Annotated in this window: 17 protein-coding genes and 1 pseudogene; 7 read left to right on the forward strand and 11 right to left on the reverse strand. The window is 72.1% G+C overall.

What is annotated here, in order from left to right; genetic code table 11:
* On the forward strand, positions 1-441 hold a 441-nt coding region (locus tag PSH25_RS10490), incomplete at its 5' end, for an ATP-dependent helicase C-terminal domain-containing protein (RefSeq protein ID WP_274527281.1).
* A 42-nt stretch (positions 442-483) separates the two neighbouring features.
* Here PSH25_RS10490 and PSH25_RS10495 read toward each other — a convergent pair.
* Positions 484-1,209, reverse strand: a complete 726-nt coding sequence (locus PSH25_RS10495; protein ID WP_238658847.1) for a PP2C family protein-serine/threonine phosphatase — start codon at positions 1,207-1,209, stop codon at positions 484-486.
* Between the two features lie 275 nt (positions 1,210-1,484).
* On the opposite strand from PSH25_RS10495, the gene PSH25_RS10500 reads away from it, so the two are divergent.
* On the forward strand, positions 1,485-4,094 hold the full coding sequence (locus PSH25_RS10500; RefSeq protein WP_238658848.1) for a glycoside hydrolase family 9 protein: 2,610 nt from the start codon (positions 1,485-1,487) through the stop codon (positions 4,092-4,094).
* A gap of 66 nt (positions 4,095-4,160) precedes the next feature.
* On the opposite strand, the gene PSH25_RS10505 is transcribed toward PSH25_RS10500, so the two are convergent.
* Positions 4,161-4,817, reverse strand: coding sequence for an HAD family hydrolase (locus PSH25_RS10505; RefSeq protein ID WP_238658850.1), 657 nt, complete (start codon positions 4,815-4,817; stop codon positions 4,161-4,163).
* 264 nt (positions 4,818-5,081) lie between these two features.
* Here PSH25_RS10505 and PSH25_RS10510 point away from each other — a divergent pair.
* Positions 5,082-6,019: pseudogene (locus PSH25_RS10510) on the forward strand (DUF222 domain-containing protein); the annotation flags it as partial.
* Between the two features lie 33 nt (positions 6,020-6,052).
* Here PSH25_RS10510 and PSH25_RS34295 read toward each other — a convergent pair.
* From PSH25_RS34295 to PSH25_RS10535, 6 genes are read right to left on the reverse strand one after another with little or no spacing between them, the layout of a single operon-like run.
* Positions 6,053-6,313, reverse strand: coding sequence for a hypothetical protein (locus PSH25_RS34295; RefSeq protein ID WP_441005350.1), 261 nt, complete (start codon positions 6,311-6,313; stop codon positions 6,053-6,055).
* Positions 6,314-6,337: 24 nt separating this feature from the next.
* Complete coding sequence (locus PSH25_RS10515) at positions 6,338-6,595, reverse strand: UBP-type zinc finger domain-containing protein (RefSeq protein ID WP_091401591.1); 258 nt, start codon at positions 6,593-6,595, stop codon at positions 6,338-6,340.
* Complete coding sequence (locus PSH25_RS10520) at positions 6,592-8,163, reverse strand: Na+/H+ antiporter (protein ID WP_238658851.1); 1,572 nt, start codon at positions 8,161-8,163, stop codon at positions 6,592-6,594. The genes PSH25_RS10515 and PSH25_RS10520 overlap by 4 nt, the downstream gene beginning before the upstream one ends.
* A 37-nt stretch (positions 8,164-8,200) precedes the next feature.
* On the reverse strand, positions 8,201-9,166 hold the full coding sequence (locus PSH25_RS10525; protein WP_238658853.1) for a TIGR03885 family FMN-dependent LLM class oxidoreductase: 966 nt from the start codon (positions 9,164-9,166) through the stop codon (positions 8,201-8,203).
* Between the two features lie 52 nt (positions 9,167-9,218).
* The gene (locus tag PSH25_RS10530) at positions 9,219-10,634 is read right to left on the reverse strand and encodes an NADP-dependent succinic semialdehyde dehydrogenase (RefSeq protein ID WP_238658854.1); all 1,416 of its coding nucleotides are present in this window, start codon (positions 10,632-10,634) and stop codon (positions 9,219-9,221) included.
* A 12-nt stretch (positions 10,635-10,646) separates the two neighbouring features.
* Complete coding sequence (locus tag PSH25_RS10535; protein WP_091401582.1) at positions 10,647-10,910, reverse strand: DUF6343 family protein; 264 nt, start codon at positions 10,908-10,910, stop codon at positions 10,647-10,649.
* Between the two features lie 122 nt (positions 10,911-11,032).
* On the opposite strand from PSH25_RS10535, the gene PSH25_RS10540 reads away from it, so the two are divergent.
* Positions 11,033-11,626, forward strand: a complete 594-nt coding sequence (locus tag PSH25_RS10540) for an antibiotic biosynthesis monooxygenase (RefSeq protein ID WP_238658855.1) — start codon at positions 11,033-11,035, stop codon at positions 11,624-11,626.
* A 120-nt stretch (positions 11,627-11,746) separates the two neighbouring features.
* The gene (locus PSH25_RS10545) at positions 11,747-12,598 is read left to right on the forward strand and encodes a GDSL-type esterase/lipase family protein (protein ID WP_238658857.1); all 852 of its coding nucleotides are present in this window, start codon (positions 11,747-11,749) and stop codon (positions 12,596-12,598) included.
* A 17-nt stretch (positions 12,599-12,615) separates the two neighbouring features.
* Here PSH25_RS10545 and PSH25_RS10550 read toward each other — a convergent pair whose 3' ends face one another.
* From PSH25_RS10550 to PSH25_RS10560, 3 genes are all read right to left on the reverse strand, one after another.
* Complete coding sequence (locus tag PSH25_RS10550; protein ID WP_238658859.1) at positions 12,616-13,371, reverse strand: EcsC family protein; 756 nt, start codon at positions 13,369-13,371, stop codon at positions 12,616-12,618.
* 49 nt (positions 13,372-13,420) lie between these two features.
* Positions 13,421-13,567 (reverse strand): hypothetical protein, encoded by a 147-nt coding sequence (locus tag PSH25_RS10555; protein WP_203122442.1) that lies wholly within the window; start codon positions 13,565-13,567, stop codon positions 13,421-13,423.
* A 106-nt stretch (positions 13,568-13,673) separates the two neighbouring features.
* Positions 13,674-14,534, reverse strand: coding sequence for a peptidase M23 (locus PSH25_RS10560; protein WP_238658861.1), 861 nt, complete (start codon positions 14,532-14,534; stop codon positions 13,674-13,676).
* Between the two features lie 420 nt (positions 14,535-14,954).
* On the opposite strand from PSH25_RS10560, the gene PSH25_RS10565 reads away from it, so the two are divergent.
* Together PSH25_RS10565 and PSH25_RS10570 are read left to right on the forward strand one after the other, a co-directional pair.
* Entirely contained in the window at positions 14,955-15,875 is a 921-nt protein-coding gene (locus tag PSH25_RS10565; RefSeq protein ID WP_238658862.1) for a proteasome assembly chaperone family protein, read from the forward strand.
* Between the two features lie 37 nt (positions 15,876-15,912).
* A complete protein-coding gene (locus tag PSH25_RS10570; RefSeq protein ID WP_238658864.1) occupies positions 15,913-16,710 on the forward strand; it encodes an exodeoxyribonuclease III in 798 nt (265 codons plus the stop codon).
* Positions 16,711-16,724 lie beyond the last annotated feature (14 nt).

The following is a 16,724-nucleotide window of genomic DNA, read 5'->3' on the forward strand; positions in this document are numbered from 1 at the left end:
CTGGGCCCGGAGCTGGCCGCCGCCCGACGCCGGGCCGACCTGGCGCGGGTGGACGTGTCCTCGGCGCTGCGTCGGCTGCTGCCCTGGGCGCAGGCCGCCCGCCTCGACGAGCTGGCCCCGGAGCGGATCGAGGTGCCGAGTGGTTCCCGGATCCGGCTGGACTACAGCGACCCGGCCGCGCCGGTGCTCGCCGTGAAGCTCCAGGAGACGTTCGGCTGGCCGGCTGCTCCCCGCGTCGCCGACGGTCGGGTGCCGGTGCTGCTGCACCTGCTCTCCCCCGCCGGCCGGCCGGTGGCGGTCACCGCCGACCTGGCGTCGTTCTGGCGTACCGGCTATCCACAGGTCCGCTCCGAGCTGCGCGGACGCTATCCCCGGCACCCGTGGCCGGAGGATCCGGGAACGGCGACACCCACCCGGCACGCCACGCCACGTCGGCGGTGAGCGCCGGTCTACTCCTCGACCACCTCGGCGGTGAGCGCCGGTCTACTCCTCGACCACGTCGGCCACCACGACGGTGACGTTGTCCGGCGCGCCGGCGTGCAGGGCCAGGTCGATCAGCTTGGCGGCGCAGGCGCCCCGGTCCGGATAGCCGCTGAGCACCTCGGTGAGGGTGTCCGGGCGGACCACGTTGGAGAGGCCGTCGCTGCATAGCAGCCACCGGTCGCCGGCCCGGGGCACCATGGTCGCGTACGACGGGGAGACCTCGTCGCCCTGCAACGCCTGGGTGACCACGGCGCGGCGCGGGTGGCTGCTGGCCTGGTCCGGGGTGATCACGCCCTGATCCACCAACATCTGGACGAACGTGTCGTCCCGGGTGACCTGCTTGAGCACGCCCTCGCGGAACAGGTAGGCCCGGGAGTCGCCGACGTGCGCGAGCGCCAGGCAGCTGCCGGTACGGGCGAAGAGCAGGGCGGTCAGCGTGGTGCCCATGCCCTGGCGCTCGGGATCCTCGGCGACCGCCTGTCGGATCCGGGAGGTGGCCAGCGCGATGCCACCTTCGAGCGCGGCCACCAGGGCGTCCTCGGGTGTCTCCACGTCCAGCGGGGCGACCGCGTCGATGGTGAGGGCGCTGGCCAGGTCGCCGGCGGCCATCCCGCCCATGCCGTCGGCGACGGCGACGAGCCAGGTGCCGGCGTGCAGGGCGTCCTGGTTTCCGCTGCGGATCAGCCCACGGTCGCTCGTTCCCACGGAACGCAGCTTCAGGGTCATGGGAGGCAGCCTGCCAGGCGAAGGGCGCAGTTGTCTCTAGGAGATCAGGACGACGGCGCGTGGCGCGGCCAATCTCACTTTCGGGCGGCGGCGCGACGGAACACGCCCGTCGGGCTGACCGCCCTCGTCGAATGCCAGAACCCATCCAACCAGATCAATTGACATGGCGTACCGGCACTGGAAACATCGAGCCGATACCTGGGAGCGCTCCCAGGTTTTCCCCGCACCACCGTGCCACCACCACTGTCCCACTTCCCGTCCCGGAAGGACTCCCCGTGACGCCATCCCGACGCCGCCTCCTGTTGGCTGCGGCGACCACTCTGGCCCTCACCGGCGCGGGCGCCGGCGCGGCCCACGCCGACCCACCACCGGACGCCCCCGAGCAGATCGACAACGGCGACTTCAGCGCCGGGGTGAGCCCCTGGTTCTCCTTCGGCACCGGTGCGCTGGCGGTCACCGACGGCCGGCTCTGCACCACGGTCGCGGGCGGGCTGGCCAATCCGTGGGACGCCGGCATCGGCCAGGACGGCGTGCCGCTGATCGCCGGCGCCGAATACACCCTCGGCTTCGCGGTCTCCGCCACTCCCGGCGCCGCGGTGAAGGCCGTGTTGCAGCTCGGCAGCGCCCCGTACACCACGTACGCGGCCGTGGACGCCACCGCGACCGGCACCATCCAGCGGGTCGAGCAGACCTTCACCGTCCCGGACGACAACCCCAACGCCCAACTGATCTTCCAGGTCGGCGGTTCCGCCCAGGCGCAGACCATCTGTCTGGACGACGTCTCGCTGCGCGGCGGCGAGCCACCCGAGCCGTACGAGCCGGACACCGGGCCGCGGGTGCGCGTCAACCAGGTCGGCTACCTTCCCGGCGGCCCGAAGAACGCCACTGTCGTCACCGAGGCCACCGAACCGCTGCCCTGGCAGCTGCGCAGCGCCGCCGGCGCGGTCGTGGCCAGTGGCACCACCACGGCTCGCGGCGTCGACGCCGCCTCTGGGCAGAACGTGCAGACTGTCGACTTCTCCAGCTACCGCACCTCCGGCACCGGGCTCACGCTCACCGTTGACGGTGAGACCAGCCACCCGTTCGACATCTCCGGCGCGCTCTACGACCAGCTGCGCTCCGACTCGTTGCAGTTCTTCTACGCCCAGCGCAGCGGCATCGCCATCGACGGCGACCTGATCGGCGACGAGTACGCCCGACCCGCCGGCCACCTCGGCGTCGCCCCCAACCAGGGCGACACCAACGTGCCCTGCCAACCGGGTGTCTGCGACTACTCCCTCGACGTGCGTGGCGGCTGGTACGACGCCGGCGACCACGGCAAGTACGTGGTCAACGGCGGCATCGCCACCTACCAGCTGTTGAACACCTTCGAGCGGACCAAGACGGCGGCCACCGCCGGTGGCGGCGCCGAGCTCGCCGACGGCACGCTGCGGGTGCCCGAGCGCGACAACGGGGTGCCGGACATCCTCGACGAGGCCCGCTGGGAGCTGGAGTTCCTGCTGCGCATGCAGGTGCCCGCCGGCAAGCCGCTCGCCGGCATGGTCCACCACAAGATCCACGATCAGAACTGGACCGGGCTGCCCCTCGCCCCACAGGACGACCCGCAGCCGCGCGAGCTGCACCCGCCGTCGACCGCGGCCACCCTCAACCTCGCCGCCACCGCCGCCCAGTGCGCGCGGCTCTTCGCCCCCTACGACGCGGCGTTCGCGACCCGCTGCGGCACTGCCGCGAAGACGGCCTACGCCGCGGCCAAGGCCCACCCGGCGGTGTACGCCAGCCCGACCGACGGCACCGGCGGCGGCGCGTACGACGACAGCAACGTCACCGACGAGTTCTACTGGGCGGCGGCTGAGCTGTACCTGACCACCGGGGCGCAGAACTACCTGGCCGACCTGACCGCCTCACCGCACCACACCGGGAACGTGTTCGACGCACGGGGCTTCGGCTGGCAGAGCGTGGCCGCGCTGGGCCGCCTCGACCTGGCCACGGTGCCGAACGGGCTTCCCGCCGCCGATCTGGCCCGGGTCCGCGCGTCGGTCACCGCCGCCGCCGACACGTACCTCGCCGAGCTGCGCCGGCAGGCGTACGGGCTGCCGATGCCCGGTGACGCCAACAGCTACTTCTGGGGTGGCAACAGCAACGTCATCAACAACGCCGTGGTGCTGGCCACCGCGTTCGACCTGACCCGCAACCCCGCCTACCGCGACGGCGCCGTGCAGGCCATGGACTACATCTTCGGTCGCAACGCCCTGAACATCTCCTACGTCACCGGGTGGGGAGAGCACGCCGCGCAGAACCAGCACAGCCGGATCTTCGGCCACCAGCTCGACCCGAACCTGCCTCGCCCGCCCGCCGGCTCACTCGCCGGAGGCCCGAACGCGGCCCTCCAGGACCCGTTCGTGGCGCAACTGCTCGCCGGCTGCAAGCCGATGTTCTGCTACGTCGACGACATCAACTCGTACTCGACAAACGAGGTGGCAATCAACTGGAACTCGGCGCTGGCCTGGATCTCCTCGTTCCTCGCCGACCAGGGTGAGGCCGGCGCGGTACCGGCCACCACCTGCACCGCGCGCTACGCCAACTACGGCGCCTGGCAGGGCGGCACCGGGTTCACCGGGCAGCTGACCATCCAGAACACGGGCGCCGCGGCCGTCAACGGCTGGAGCGTGCGCTTCGCGTTCACCGGCGACCAGCGGGTACGCGAGGCGTGGCTGGCGAAGGTCACCCAGTCCGGTGCGACGGTGACCGCGCGCAACGAGTCGTACAACGCCAAGATCGCTCCCGGCGGCACGGTGACGTTCGGCTTCAACGCGACGACGGGCGGAGGCGCCAACCCGAGCCCCGGCCTGGTCACCGTCAACGGGGCGGCCTGCTCGCTGACCTGATCGACGTCCCGGTGGCCGCCCTCCCCGGGCGGCCACCGGGACCGCACGTTTCACGCGGTCGGCGGGTCAACCGCCGGCCGCGTTGTACTTCGCGACCAGACCGGGGAGTTCGTCCAGCGAGTCGATCCGGAACAGGCACCGCTCGGCCACGGTGGAGGGGTCGAGGATGTGCCCCCAGGGACCACGTCGGATCAGGCACGTCTTCATGCCCGCCTCCAGGGCCGGGCGCACGTCGTTGTCGGGCCGGTCGCCGACGTACAGGATCGACGACGCGACACCGCCGCCCGCGGCGACGACCCGCTCGAAGAACACCGGCGACGGCTTCGCCATGCCCCACCCGTGCGACGTGCCGATCACGTCCACCGGAAGGTCGAGACCGCGCAGGGTCGCCTCCGCGTGAGCTGGCTGGTTGCCGGCCAGGCCCACGACCAGGCCCTGGTCCTTCAGGGACTGCAGGCATCCTCGCGCGTCCGGGTAGAGATCCTCCTCGGCGAACGACTCCGGCTGGCCGGCAGCCGCCCGACGCTCCAGCTCGGTGGTGAGATCGAAGTCGGGCCGGAAGACCCGGAACGTCTCCTGATAGTCCAGACCCCTGGCGATCACCGCACCGAAGACCGCCGAGAACGTGTGCCGGGGTACGCCGAGCCAGTCGGCCCAGGCAGCGAACTCGTGAGACTCGTCGAGAATGGTCCCACCGACATCGAAGATGACCGTGTCAATCATGTCCGTCTCCCCGCTGGCGCTCGCACCGTCGGTGAAGCGTAGACGGGAGTACGAGCGCCACCAGGCCCGCATGATCACTTGATGGTGGGTAGCCGGTACGCCTCAATTCCGCTACTGCCCATCAAGTGATCGAGGGCACGACGTGGCCGACTCATCCGGCGCGCAGCAAAATCGATGGATCGGACCCGCCGCGCCGGAAGCCGCCGAACCTGGCCTGCCAGCCAGCCAGCCGAAACTGTCGTACACCTGTTCTATTGTCGGTCCATGTTGGAGGGGTTGGCGCAGGCGGAGGCGGCAGTCGTCGACTGCCTCGACGCGCCGACGTGGGCTCTTCCGGAGCACGACCTCGTCGCGGCACTCGACGCCGCGCACCGGCTCGAGCAACGCCTGGCCGCGGTCAAGCTGGCCCTCGTGCGGCAGTTGGACGGTCGAGGCACCGCGACCAGGCAGGGCGCGTCCTCGACGGCGGTGTGGCTGCGGGACCGCCTGCGCCTACGGGTCGGTGCCGCCCGTCGTCTGGTCGAGTTGGCTGCGACGCTCGATGCCGCCCCGTCCGGCGTGCGGGACGCGTTGGCCGGCGGAGCGGTCGACGTGGAGCAGGCGCAGGTCATCGCCGGCACGGTCGAAACCGTCCATACCGCCGCCGGGGCAGAGGCCGCCAGCAAGGCCGTCGGCGTCCTCGTCGACTGGGCCGCGCAATTCGACGCCACCCTGTTACGCAGGTTCGGCACCCGAATTCTCGACCACGTCTCCCCCGAGGTCGCCGACGCGGCCGCCGACGCGGCGCTGCGGGCCGACGAGTCGCGGGCCGCCCGCGACCGGCACGTCACCATCAGCGAACAGACCGACGGCCGGCTACGCCTCGCCGGCATCCTCGATCCTGAGGCTGCCGCGCTGCTTCGCACCGCCATCGCCCCCCCAGCGCACCCACCGGCCCGGACGACACCCGCACCGCCGGGCAACGCCGCCACGACGCCCTCGCCGATGTCTGCCGACTCACCCTTCGCGGTGGCGAACTGCCAGACCACGGTGGTGACCCCACCCAACTCGTCGTCACCACCAGCTACGACGGGTTGACGCGGCAGCTGGGCACCGGCGCTCTCGACAGCGGCCTGCACCTCACCCCCGAGGCCGTGCGCCGGCTCGCCTGCGATGCCGCTGTCCTGCCCGCTGTCCTCGGGGGCGCCGGTCAGACGCTCGACGTGGGCAGGCAACGCCGGCTGATCACCGGCCCACTACGCCGCGCCCTGGTGCTGCGCGACGAGGGCTGCGCGTTCCCCGGCTGCAACCGTCCACCGCGCTGGTGCGACGCCCACCACCACTGGGTCGACGGCGGCACCACCAGCCTCGACAACGCCGTGCTGCTCTGCGGGCATCACCACCGACACGTCCACGGCGGCGACTGGAGCATCCGACTCGGCGGCGACGGCCACCCCGAGTTCGTCCCACCCGCCTGGCTCGACCCCGACCAGCTGCCCCGCCGCAACCAGTACCACCGACGGACGTGGCTTCTCAGCCGATCAGCCGATCTCCTCGTCGACGAAGCACCAGCGCCAGGCCTCGCCCGGCTGCGCCGAGCGGATCACCGGGTGGCCGGTGGACGCGAAGTGCTTGCTCGCGTGCTGGTTCGGCGACGAGTCACAGCAGCCGACCTGCCCGCAGCTCAGGCAGGTGCGCAGGTGCACCCAGTAGGTGTCGCCGATGGCAACGCAGTCCGCGCACTCGTCGGGGGTGCGGGGCTCGGCGGCACCGGCCTCGGTCAGGTGCTGACAGCTCACTTCTCAACCTCTCGCAGCAACGACTCTTCCAGGTCCAGGTCACGGTAGGCCCGCACCAACACCTCCTCGGGGATCCGACCGGAGTCCCGGGCTGCCCGGAACACATCCCGCTCAGCGTCGATCATCTCCTGCCGCAGCCGACCGTACGCCTGCGACGGGGTCTCCCGCTCGTCGCCGCCGAGTCGTTCCCACGCCATGTTGGTGCGGTCCTCCACCGCTCGGCGCAGCCGGTCCACCACCGGATCCGGGGCGCTGTCGGCCAACTCGTCGAGGCGGTCCTGGGCGGCCTTGCTGGCCTGTTGCTGCACTGCGGCTGCGGAGAGCGCGTCCTGCACCGGGTCGTCCTGCGGCAGCTTCAACCGGCGGGCGACCAGCGGCAGGGTGGCGCCCTGGCCGACCAGGGTGAAAACGATCACGGCGAAGGCCAGCCAGATGAACAACGCCCGGGGGTACGGCTCGTCGTCGGCCAGGGTCAGCGGCAGGGCCAGCGCGGCGGCCAGGGTCACCACGCCCCGCATGCCGGCCCAGCCGATGATGATCGGGAACTTCGGTGACGGCCGGGCGTCACGGCGGCGGATTTGGGGGACCAACCGGGCCAGGTAGGTGGCCGGGAAGAGCCAGACGAACCGGGTCAGGAAGACGGTGGCGAGCACCGCGAAGGTGATCAGGATGAGCGAGCCGATCGGCTCGTCGAGATCGCGCAGTACCTCCCGCAGTTGGAGCCCGACCAGCAGGAAGACCAGGCCCTCCAGGAGGAAGCGGACCAGCCGCCAGAACGCGCCGATCTGCAACCGCGACGCCGCGGACAGCAACTGGGGCAGCTTGTGCCCGAGCACCAGACCGGTGACGACCACCGCGACCACCCCGGAGGCGTGCAGGTGTTCGGCGGTGAACACCACCGCGAACGGGATGATCAGCGACAGCGCGTTGTCCAGCAGCGGGTCGTTGATCCGCCGATGCAGGAAGCCGAACACCAGCGCCCCGAGCGCCCCGATCAGGATGCCGCCGCCGGTGGACCGCAGCACCTCGATGGCGATCTTGTCGGCGCCGACGGCCGAGCCGATGGTGGCCATCGTCGCGACCCGCAGCAGCACCAGCGCGGTCGCGTCGTTGACCAGGCTCTCGCCCTCCAGGATGGTGACGACCCGGCGGGGCAGTCCGACCCGGCGGGCGACGGCCGTGGCGGCCACGGCGTCCGGTGGGGCGACCACCGCGCCGAGGGCCAGGCAGATCGCGAACGGCAGCTGCGGCAGCAGCAGGTGCAGCACCAGCCCGACCACGAACGCGGTGAACAACACCAGGCCGACCGCGAGCAGCAGGATCGGCCGGATGTTGTTCTTGAACGCCGGCACCGAGGTTTCCAGCGCGGCCACGTAGAGCAGCGGCGGCAGGATGCCGACCAGCACCAACTCCGGGTCGAGTTCCACCTGCGGGAAGCCCGGCACGAACGAGAGCGCCAGGCCGAGGACGACCAGCACGATCGGCGCGAGCAGACCGAGCCGCCGGGCCAACGCGGCGCCCAGGGTGGCGATCGCCAGGAAGACGACGACCGGAAACAGGCTTTCCATGGGGTACGAGCCTAGGGGTACGCGGGTACGGTCTCGATCAGCCGCCCGGGCGCAGCTTCGGCAGCACCTCAGCGCCAAACGCGTCGATGAAGCCGCGCTGCTCCTGCCCGACGTGGTGCAGGGCGATCTGGTCGAAGCCGAGCTGCACGTACTCCTCCAACCAGCCGACGTGTCGGCCCAGGTCCGCCGACACGTTCACCACCTCGGCGATCCGCTGGGCCGGCACGTCGGCGGAGACCACGTCGAAGTGTTCGACGGTCTCCAGGTCCCAGCAGACCGGCGGGGCGAAGACGTTGCTGCGCCACTGGTCGTGGGCGATGGCCTCGGCCTGGGCCTGCTCCGGGGCCCAGGAGACGTGCACCTGGAGGTGCAGCGGCCCACGCCCGCCCGCGTCCCGGTACGCGTCGATCATCTCGCGCAGGTGCGCCACCGGGGCGTTCACGGTGATCAGCCCGTCGGCCCACTCGGCACACCAGCGGGCGGTGGCCACGCTGACGGCGGCGCCGACAAGCGCGGGCGGCTGCTCGGGGCGGGTCCAGAGCCGGGCCCGATCCACCCGGACCAGGCCGTCGTGGCTGACCTCCTCGCCGGCCAGCAGGGCCCGGATGACGTCCACGCACTCGCGCAGCCGGGCGGCGCGCAGGTCCTTGCGCGGCCACGGGTCGCCGGTGATGTGCTCGTTGCTGGCCTCGCCGGTGCCCAGGGCCGCCCAGAACCGGCCCGGGTACATCGCGCCGAGGGTGCCGATCGCCTGCGCGATGATCGCCGGGTGGTACCGCTGACCGGGCGCGTTGACCACGCCGAACGGCATGCCGGTGGCCTGCAACGCCGAGCCCAGCCAGGACCAGGCGAAGCCGGACTCGCCCTGCCGGGCGCTCCACGGGGAGAAGTGGTCGGAGCACATGGCGGCGTCGAAGCCGGCCCGCTCGGCCTGGATCACCGCCTCCAACAGGGCGCGCGGACCGATCTGCTCATGTGAGGCGTGGAACCCGAACGACGTCATGGGCACACTTCCTACCCACGACGGCGCCGGCTGACGCGTGCCGCGCCCCGAACTACTCGGCGTGCGCGCCGGCGCCGGCCGAGGCGGCGCCCTCGCCCACCCAGACCGTCTTGGTGTTGCAGAACTCCCGCATGCCCAGCGCCGACAACTCCCGCCCGTAACCGGAGTTCTTCACGCCGCCGAACGGCAACTCCGGGTACGAGGTGGTCATCCCGTTGATGAAGACGTTGCCGGCGTCCAGGTCGGTGGCGAAGCGCTCCTGCTCGGCCCGGTCCCGGGTCCAGGCGTTCGAGCCGAGCCCGAAACTGGTGCCGTTGGCGACCTCGATGGCCTCCTCGTACGACGAGACCCGGAACAGGCCGGCGACCGGGCCGAAGACCTCCTCGGACCACATCCGCATCTGCGGGGTGAGGTCGGTGACCACGGTCGGCGGGTAGAACCACCCGTCGCCGCTCGGCGGTTCGCCCCCGCAGAGCACCGTCGCGCCGTTGTCCACCGCGTCGCGGACCTGGGCGTGCACCTCGTCGCGGCCCCGCTCGCTGGCCAGCGGCCCGACGTCGGTGTTCGGGTCCATCGGGTCGCCGACGCGCAGCGCGGCCATGTTCGCGGCGAACTTCTCGGCGAAGGCGTCGAACACGTCGGTGTGCACGATGAACCGCTTCGCGGCGATGCAGGACTGCCCGTTGTTCTGGCAGCGGGCGGTGGTGGCCACCTCGGCGGCCCGCTCCACGTCGGCCGAGGGCATCACCACGAAGGGGTCGCTGCCGCCGAGTTCGAGGACGGTCTTCTTCAGCTCCCGCCCGGCGATCTGCGCGATGGACCGACCGGCGGGCTCGCTGCCGGTGAGCGTCGCGGCGCGGACCCGGGGGTCGCTGAGGATGTGGTCGACGGCCTCCGAGTCGACCAGCACGGTGGTGAAGGCCCCCTCGGGGAAGCCGGCGCGCCGGAACACGTCCTCCAGCAGCAGCGCGGTCTGCGGCACGTTCGAGGCGTGCTTGAGCAGGCCGGTGTTGCCGGCCATCAGCGCCGGGGCGGCGAAGCGCATCACCTGCCAGAGCGGGAAGTTCCACGGCATCACCGCGAGCACCACGCCGATCGGCTGGTAGCGGATGAACGCCCGGGTCGCCTTCACGGCGTCGGCGTCGGCCGGCTCGTCGGCGAGGAACGCCGGGGCCTTGTCGGCGTAGAAGCGGGCGGCGGTGGCGCACTTGGTCACCTCGGCCTGCGCCGCGACGTACGTCTTGCCCATCTCCGTGGTCATGATCCGGGCGATCTCGTCGCGCTCGGCGTCCAGCAGGTCGGCCGCGGCGTTCATCCACTGGGCGCGCTGGTCGACGGTCGTCGACTGCAGCTGGTGGAACGCGAGGTCGGTGCGCTCGATGGCGTCGTCGAGTTGCTCGGTGGACATCGCCTCATAGGTCTTGAGCACCTGTCCGGTGGCGGGGTTGGTGGTGGCGATGTGGGGCATCTCGTCCTCCTGTCACTCGAACAACGAGTGTCGTACGCCCGGCTCCTCGCGGCGGCGGGCGGCGCGGCGTCGCTGGATCACGACCAGGTCGACCACGGCGACCACGGCGAAGATCGCGCAGAGTACGCCGAGCCAGGCGATGCCGGCCCAGAACGCCAGCACCGCGAAGAGCACCATGATCACCAGCCCGAAGCTGGCGAGGGTGAGCCGAAGGTTCAACGCGCTGTTCGCGTGGCCGACCGTGCCACGGGCGCGCCGGGGCTGCGATCTCGTCATACCCCCCGACCTACCCCCGATCGGCCGGGTTAACCGGTACGGCGGGCTCGCACACCCGGACGCGCCGGTGTGCTCCGGCACATCCGTTCGCGCCGCGGCCCCGTCGACCGCAGGATGGGCGCATGTCAATGACCCTCGCCGTGCCGGTGACCGTCTCCATCGCCCGCCGCGTCGACCCCGGCCGGGCCAGCGAGATGGTGGCCTGGATGCGGGCCGGCACCGCGCTGGCCGAGGCGTTCCCCGGGTTCCTCGGCGCGGGCTGGGTGCAGAGCGGCCCCGGTTCGCCGGAGTGGCACATGCTCTACCGCTTCGCCGACGCCGAGACGCTGCGCCGGTGGGAGGAGTCGCCGCAGCGGCACTGGTGGCTCAGCTCCGCGCAGGGCATCGTCGAGCACACCCGGGTCGAGCGGCGTACCGGGATCGAGGGCTGGTTCGACCCGCCGCTGGAGCACTCGGTGGACCCGGTGGACCCGGTTCCGCCCGCGTCGCCACCCCGGTGGAAGCAGGCGGTGACCATCTGGCTGGCGTTCTTCCCGCTGAGTCTGACCGCCACCCTGCTGACGAGCCGCTTCCTCGACGCGGTGCCGCTGGCGGCCCGGGTGCTGCTGATGACGCTCTGCCTGACCCCGCTGATGACCTATCTGGTGCTGCCCCAGATCACCCGGGCGTTGCACTGGTGGTTGCACGGCCAGCGGGCACCATGGCGGGACGTATAGCACCCCGACGGCCCTCACGTCGGCGCTCTGCCGCATACCCGACAGCAACTTCCCGACAAACCCCGTCCTGCGCATAGAGTTACCGCGCTGTCGCTCTGTGCTGCGGGAACGGGAGACGTCATGCCTCGACGCTGGGTCGCCGCCCTGGCCTGTCTCGCGGCACTGGTCGCACTGGCCTGCGAGGGCGGCAACTCCGCGACACCCCGCCCCACCACGAGCGCCCCGCCGTCGAGCGGGCCCGGCGGCATCGCCGCCCTCGGCGACTCGATCAGCACCGGCTTCGCCTCCTGCCTGGTGCTCACCTCCTGCGAGCGCAACTCCTGGTCGACCGGGGACGGGCTGCGGGTGCAGAGCCACTACCGGCGGCTGCTCGAACAGAACGCGGCGATCCGCGACCGGACGTACAACCACGCCCGTCCCGGCGCCCGCGCGGACGCCCTGGAGGGTCAGGCCCAGGCGGCGGTACGCGACCGCGCCGACTACGTCACCGTGCTGATCGGCGCCAACGACGTCTGCCGGGGCGGGGTGGACGCGATGACGCCGGTGGCACGGTTCCGGGCCGACGTCGACCGAGGGCTGCGGGTCCTGCGGACCGGCCGGCCGAAGGCCCGGGTGCTGGTGGTGAGCATCCCCGACCTGTACCGGCTCTGGGAGGTCGGGCACGACGACGCCCGGGCGACCCGTGCGTGGCGGCGGGGCATCTGCCCGGCCCTGCTGGCCGAGGCGACCTCGACCGCGCCCGCCGACCGGGCGCGCCGGGCCGCCGTCCGGGACCGGATCGACGCGTACAACGCCGAGTTGAAGGCGGCCTGCCGGGCGTACGGATCACGGTGCCGGCACGACGGCGGCGCGTTGCACAGGGTCCGGTTCACCCTGGACCTGCTCAACCCGCTGGACTGGTTCCACCCCAACGCCACCGGCCAGGGCCGCATCGCCGAGGTGACCTGGCGCTCCTCCGGCCTGGCCACCTGACGACCCGGGCGGGGCCGTCAGGGCTGGCGTGGCTCCGGGACGGCGTTGCCGCGGGAGCGGTAGAGGGCTCGGGACCGCTGGGCGAGATCCTTTGTCGCCGACGAGTTGGCCCAGGTGCCGAGCACGATGGCCGCACCGGGGACGATCTTGGCAACCATCCGCTTCGCGGCCCGGACGCCGGCCATCTGGGCCAGCCGGATGCCGAGTTGCAGCATGACCCGACCGAGCGGACGCTGACCGCCCAGGCCGAAGAGCGCGTCGGCGCGTTCCCGGCCGGCGGCCACGCCGAGCGCCAGCCGGGCGCTCTCGGCGACCTTGTGTACCCGCTGGAGGACCAGCAGGTCGGTGGCCCGATCACTGTGCAGGGGGTCGACGTCGTACGCGGCGGCGATGTGCAGCACCATCCGCGCCTGGGTCCAGGCCAGCACGCCCACGTCGATCACGGCGCCGGGCAGCCCGGCCGCGCCGGAGACCGCGCCGGAGAGCCGGGCCAGGTTGACGAACTTGCGGGCCGCCTGGTCGGCCAGGACATCGGCGGAAACCCCGGGCTGCTCGGCCCGGGCCCGGCCGGCCCACTGCACGGCTTCCGGCCCGAGGCGGCGCACCGCCTCCAGGGCGAGGTGCTCCGGGGCGTACTGCGGGTCGTCCCGCATCCGGTCCCAGAGCCGGGCCGGCGGACCCTCGGGGGCGTCCACCGGCCCGGCCGGCAGGTCGACGGACGGCTGCGGAGTAGGTGCGGCGGGCTGACCGCCGACGGGCGGGGTGTCGGTCACCAGGTCTCCCCAGGGGTGGGAACGGTGGACAGGGCGGCCGATGGAGCGGTCAGCGGCGGCGGTTGGAGAACCGCGCTGCCAACCCCTTCAGCTTCTGCTGGTTGCCCGGCTTGGCCATCTCGCGCCGGCCCCGGTCGACCAACTGCTGCCCCTTCGGCGATTTCAGAAACGCGCTGATCCGCTGCATCAGTGACATAACGTCCTCCTGTCGGTGATCCCGTACTCATGTGTACCCCGAACCCGCAACACATGTACCCGGGATGCGACAGCCTCAACCCTGACCGTCCATAGTGGGCGGTAGGTTACCGCCCCGCCGGCACGATGGCCTCGACGACCCGGGTGGCCCGCCACTCGTGCTGCTGGTAGTGCTCGGGGTACGCGGAGACCTGCACCGCCTGCGCCGCGTCGGTGAGCCGCATCCGCTCCCAGCCGGGCACCTGCTCCAGCGCGGTGAGGAACTGCCGGGTGGCGAACTCGGGGTCCATCAGCCGTCCCACCGGGCCCCAGCCGCTGCTGGAACGCTGCTGGAACAACCCGACCGAGTCGTGGTCCCAGCCGACGCCCTGGTGCGGGTAGTCCTGCGACTCGGGCAGCACGCCGCTGGCCACGTTGTAGAGGTTGCTCTCCTGCATGGCGGTGGCCACCGCGATCACCAGACCCCGGCGCGGCACCCCCATCTTGCGGCCGGTGCGGACGATCGCCTCGGCGTTCTCCATCTGCTCGTCGTCCAGCCCGGCGACGGGCGCCGGGTCGGTCGGGCGCGCCGGGGCGACCTTGCGGGCCGGGGCGCTGGTGTCCGGGTTGGCGGAACTCGCCGCGGCGGACGGGGCGGCTGCGGACGTGCTCGGGGCAGCGGTGCGGTCGAGGGAACGGGAGGCGCGCTGCTGCTCGGCGCGCTGCGCCAGCTCGGAGCTGGAGAGCGACCCACTGCGGGTCGCCGCGTCGGCGTCCTCGTTCCGGACCTGGACGACGGCGGTCAGACCGAGGCAGCACACCACACCGGTGGCCAGCGCCAGCTGTGCCCGGCGTCGACCGGTCAGGTCCCGGGCGTACGCCCGGAGCCGGCTCGCGGCGGTTGTCCGTTCGGTTGAGGTGCCATCCTCCATATCGGTAGTGGGGCTGCTCGGGGCGTACGGGTCGTCGAGGGTGCCGTCGTCACGCATCAACCGAGGCTAGGCAGGCGAAAACCCTGATCACGCACGGTGATCACGTGGCGCTCGCCACAGATTCGACCCGTACTGGTGGACGACCTGGCCGGGTCGACCCGCCCGGGGAACGGACCTCGCGTACCGGATGAAGCTGGTGAAGCACGCGGGCCGGCACGGCCCGGGACACAGCCGGACATCCCACCTCCGAGGCTGACATGATCGACAAACTCGGCCTTTGGGCCGAACCGCTCCTCGACCGATCGGCCAGGAGGCTCGGCCTGGTGGCGTAAACAGCCGATTAGTCCGGTCACGCCCACCACCCGGCCAACGGATCGCCCGGCGCAGGAATGCACCAGGATGGCGGGTACGTTGCCCGAACGGGTGCCCTCCGTCGCGACGGCGCCCCGCAGGCACATTTCAGGGAGGTCCGCACCGGTGCTCGACCCACACGAGCTCTACCAGCTCACCGACGATCTGCCCGACCTCGGGCAGCCGGTCCTGATCCAGGCCCTCACCGGGTTCGTGGACGCCGGAAACGCCAGCCGACTGGCGCGTGAGCAGCTACTCACCTCGCTGGAGGGTCGGCCGATCGCCACCTTCGACGTCGACCAGCTCTTCGACTACCGATCGCGGCGACCGGTGATGACCTTCGTCGAGGACCACTGGGAGAGCGTCGACGCGCCCAAGCTGGAGCTACACCTGCTGCAGGACGACGACGAGACCCCGTTCCTGCTGCTCACCGGCCCCGAACCGGACCTGCAGTGGGAGCGTTTCGTGGCCGCCGTGGCCGGGCTCGCCGCCCGGCTGGACGTCCGGCTCACCGTCGGGCTCAACTCGATCCCGATGGCGGTCCCGCACACCCGTCCGACCGGGGTGACCGCCCACGCCACCCGCCCCGAGCTGATCGCCGGCTACGAGCCCTGGCTGCAACGCGTCCAGGTGCCCGGCAGCGTCGGTCACCTGCTGGAGTTCCGCCTCGGCGAGCAGGGCCGCGACGCGCTGGGCTTCGCCGCCCACGTGCCGCACTACGTGGCGCAGACCGAGTACCCGGCCGCCGCCGAGGTGCTGCTCACCTCGGTGTCCCGCAGCACCGGGCTGCTGCTGCCCGGCGACGGGCTGCGCTCGGCCGCCGAAGTGGTCCGGGTGGAGATCGACCGGCAGGTCGCGCAGACCGAGGACGCCGCGGCCCTGGTCCAGGCCCTGGAGGAGCAGTACGACGCGTTCGCCCGAGGTCGGGGCGAGAAGAGCCTGCTCGCCCCGGACGCCGGCCCGCTGCCCACGGCCGACGAACTCGGCGCCGAACTGGAACGGTTCCTGGCCGAACAGACCCGTCCCGGCGACACCCCGGGCACCTGACCCGGCGTCGCGGCGGCGGATACGGCAGGCTGGGGGCATGCGCCTGGCGACCTGGAACGTCAACTCGGTGAAGGCCCGTCTACCCCGACTGCTGGAGTGGCTGGCCGACACCGGGCCGGACGTCGTCTGCCTGCAGGAGACCAAGTGCCCCGACGGCGCCTTCCCGGTGACCGAGGTGGGCCAGCTGGGCTACACGGTGGCCAGCCACAGCGACGGCCGGTGGAACGGCGTCGCCATCCTGTCCCGGGTCGGGCTGGGCGACGTCCGGGTCGGGTTCGCCGACGAGCCCGGCTTTCCCGAGCCCGAGGCCCGGGCCATCTCCGCCACCTGCGACGGGGTGCGGGTCTGGTCGGTGTACGTGCCCAACGGCCGGACGCCGGACGACCCGCACTACGCGTACAAGTTGGCCTGGTTCGCGGCGCTGCGCGACGCGCTGGACACCGAACTGGCCGGCGGGTTGCCGCTGGCGGTCTGCGGCGACTTCAACGTCGCCCCGACCGATGCCGACGTCTGGGACCCGGCGCTCTTCACCCACTCCACGCACGTCACCCCGGCCGAGCGGGCGGCCCTCGCGGCGCTGCGCAATCTGGGCCTGAGCGACGTCGTGCCCACTCCGATGAAGGGCCCGCACCCCTTCACCTACTGGGACTACCGGGCCGGCATGTTCCACCAGAACAAGGGCATGAGAATCGACCTGGTGTACGCGTCCGCGCCGTTCGCCCGAGCGGTCCGCTCCGCGTACGTGGACCGCGAGGCCCGCAAGGGCAAGGGCCCCTCCGACCACGCGCCGATCGTGGTCGACGCGGACCTGGTCCCGGCGGTCGAGTCGTTCTGAGCCCGCTGCGTCGT

It is taken from the genome of Micromonospora foliorum, assembly GCF_022229015.1.
Classification (GTDB): domain Bacteria; phylum Actinomycetota; class Actinomycetes; order Mycobacteriales; family Micromonosporaceae; genus Micromonospora; species Micromonospora foliorum.

Coding starts and splice junctions, on each gene's coding strand:
- PSH25_RS10525 (WP_238658853.1), bottom strand. CDS start 9,166: ATGACGTCGTTCGGGTTCCACGCCTCACATGAGCAGATCGGTCCGCGC.
- PSH25_RS10505 (WP_238658850.1), bottom strand. CDS start 4,817: ATGATTGACACGGTCATCTTCGATGTCGGTGGGACCATTCTCGACGAG.
- PSH25_RS10540 (WP_238658855.1), top strand. CDS start 11,033: ATGTCAATGACCCTCGCCGTGCCGGTGACCGTCTCCATCGCCCGCCGC.
- PSH25_RS10530 (WP_238658854.1), bottom strand. CDS start 10,634: ATGCCCCACATCGCCACCACCAACCCCGCCACCGGACAGGTGCTCAAG.
- PSH25_RS10495 (WP_238658847.1), bottom strand. CDS start 1,209: ATGACCCTGAAGCTGCGTTCCGTGGGAACGAGCGACCGTGGGCTGATC.
- PSH25_RS10520 (WP_238658851.1), bottom strand. CDS start 8,163: ATGGAAAGCCTGTTTCCGGTCGTCGTCTTCCTGGCGATCGCCACCCTG.
- PSH25_RS10535 (WP_091401582.1), bottom strand. CDS start 10,910: ATGACGAGATCGCAGCCCCGGCGCGCCCGTGGCACGGTCGGCCACGCG.
- PSH25_RS10560 (WP_238658861.1), bottom strand. CDS start 14,534: ATGCGTGACGACGGCACCCTCGACGACCCGTACGCCCCGAGCAGCCCC.
- PSH25_RS10545 (WP_238658857.1), top strand. CDS start 11,747: ATGCCTCGACGCTGGGTCGCCGCCCTGGCCTGTCTCGCGGCACTGGTC.
- PSH25_RS10570 (WP_238658864.1), top strand. CDS start 15,913: ATGCGCCTGGCGACCTGGAACGTCAACTCGGTGAAGGCCCGTCTACCC.
- PSH25_RS10555 (WP_203122442.1), bottom strand. CDS start 13,567: ATGTCACTGATGCAGCGGATCAGCGCGTTTCTGAAATCGCCGAAGGGG.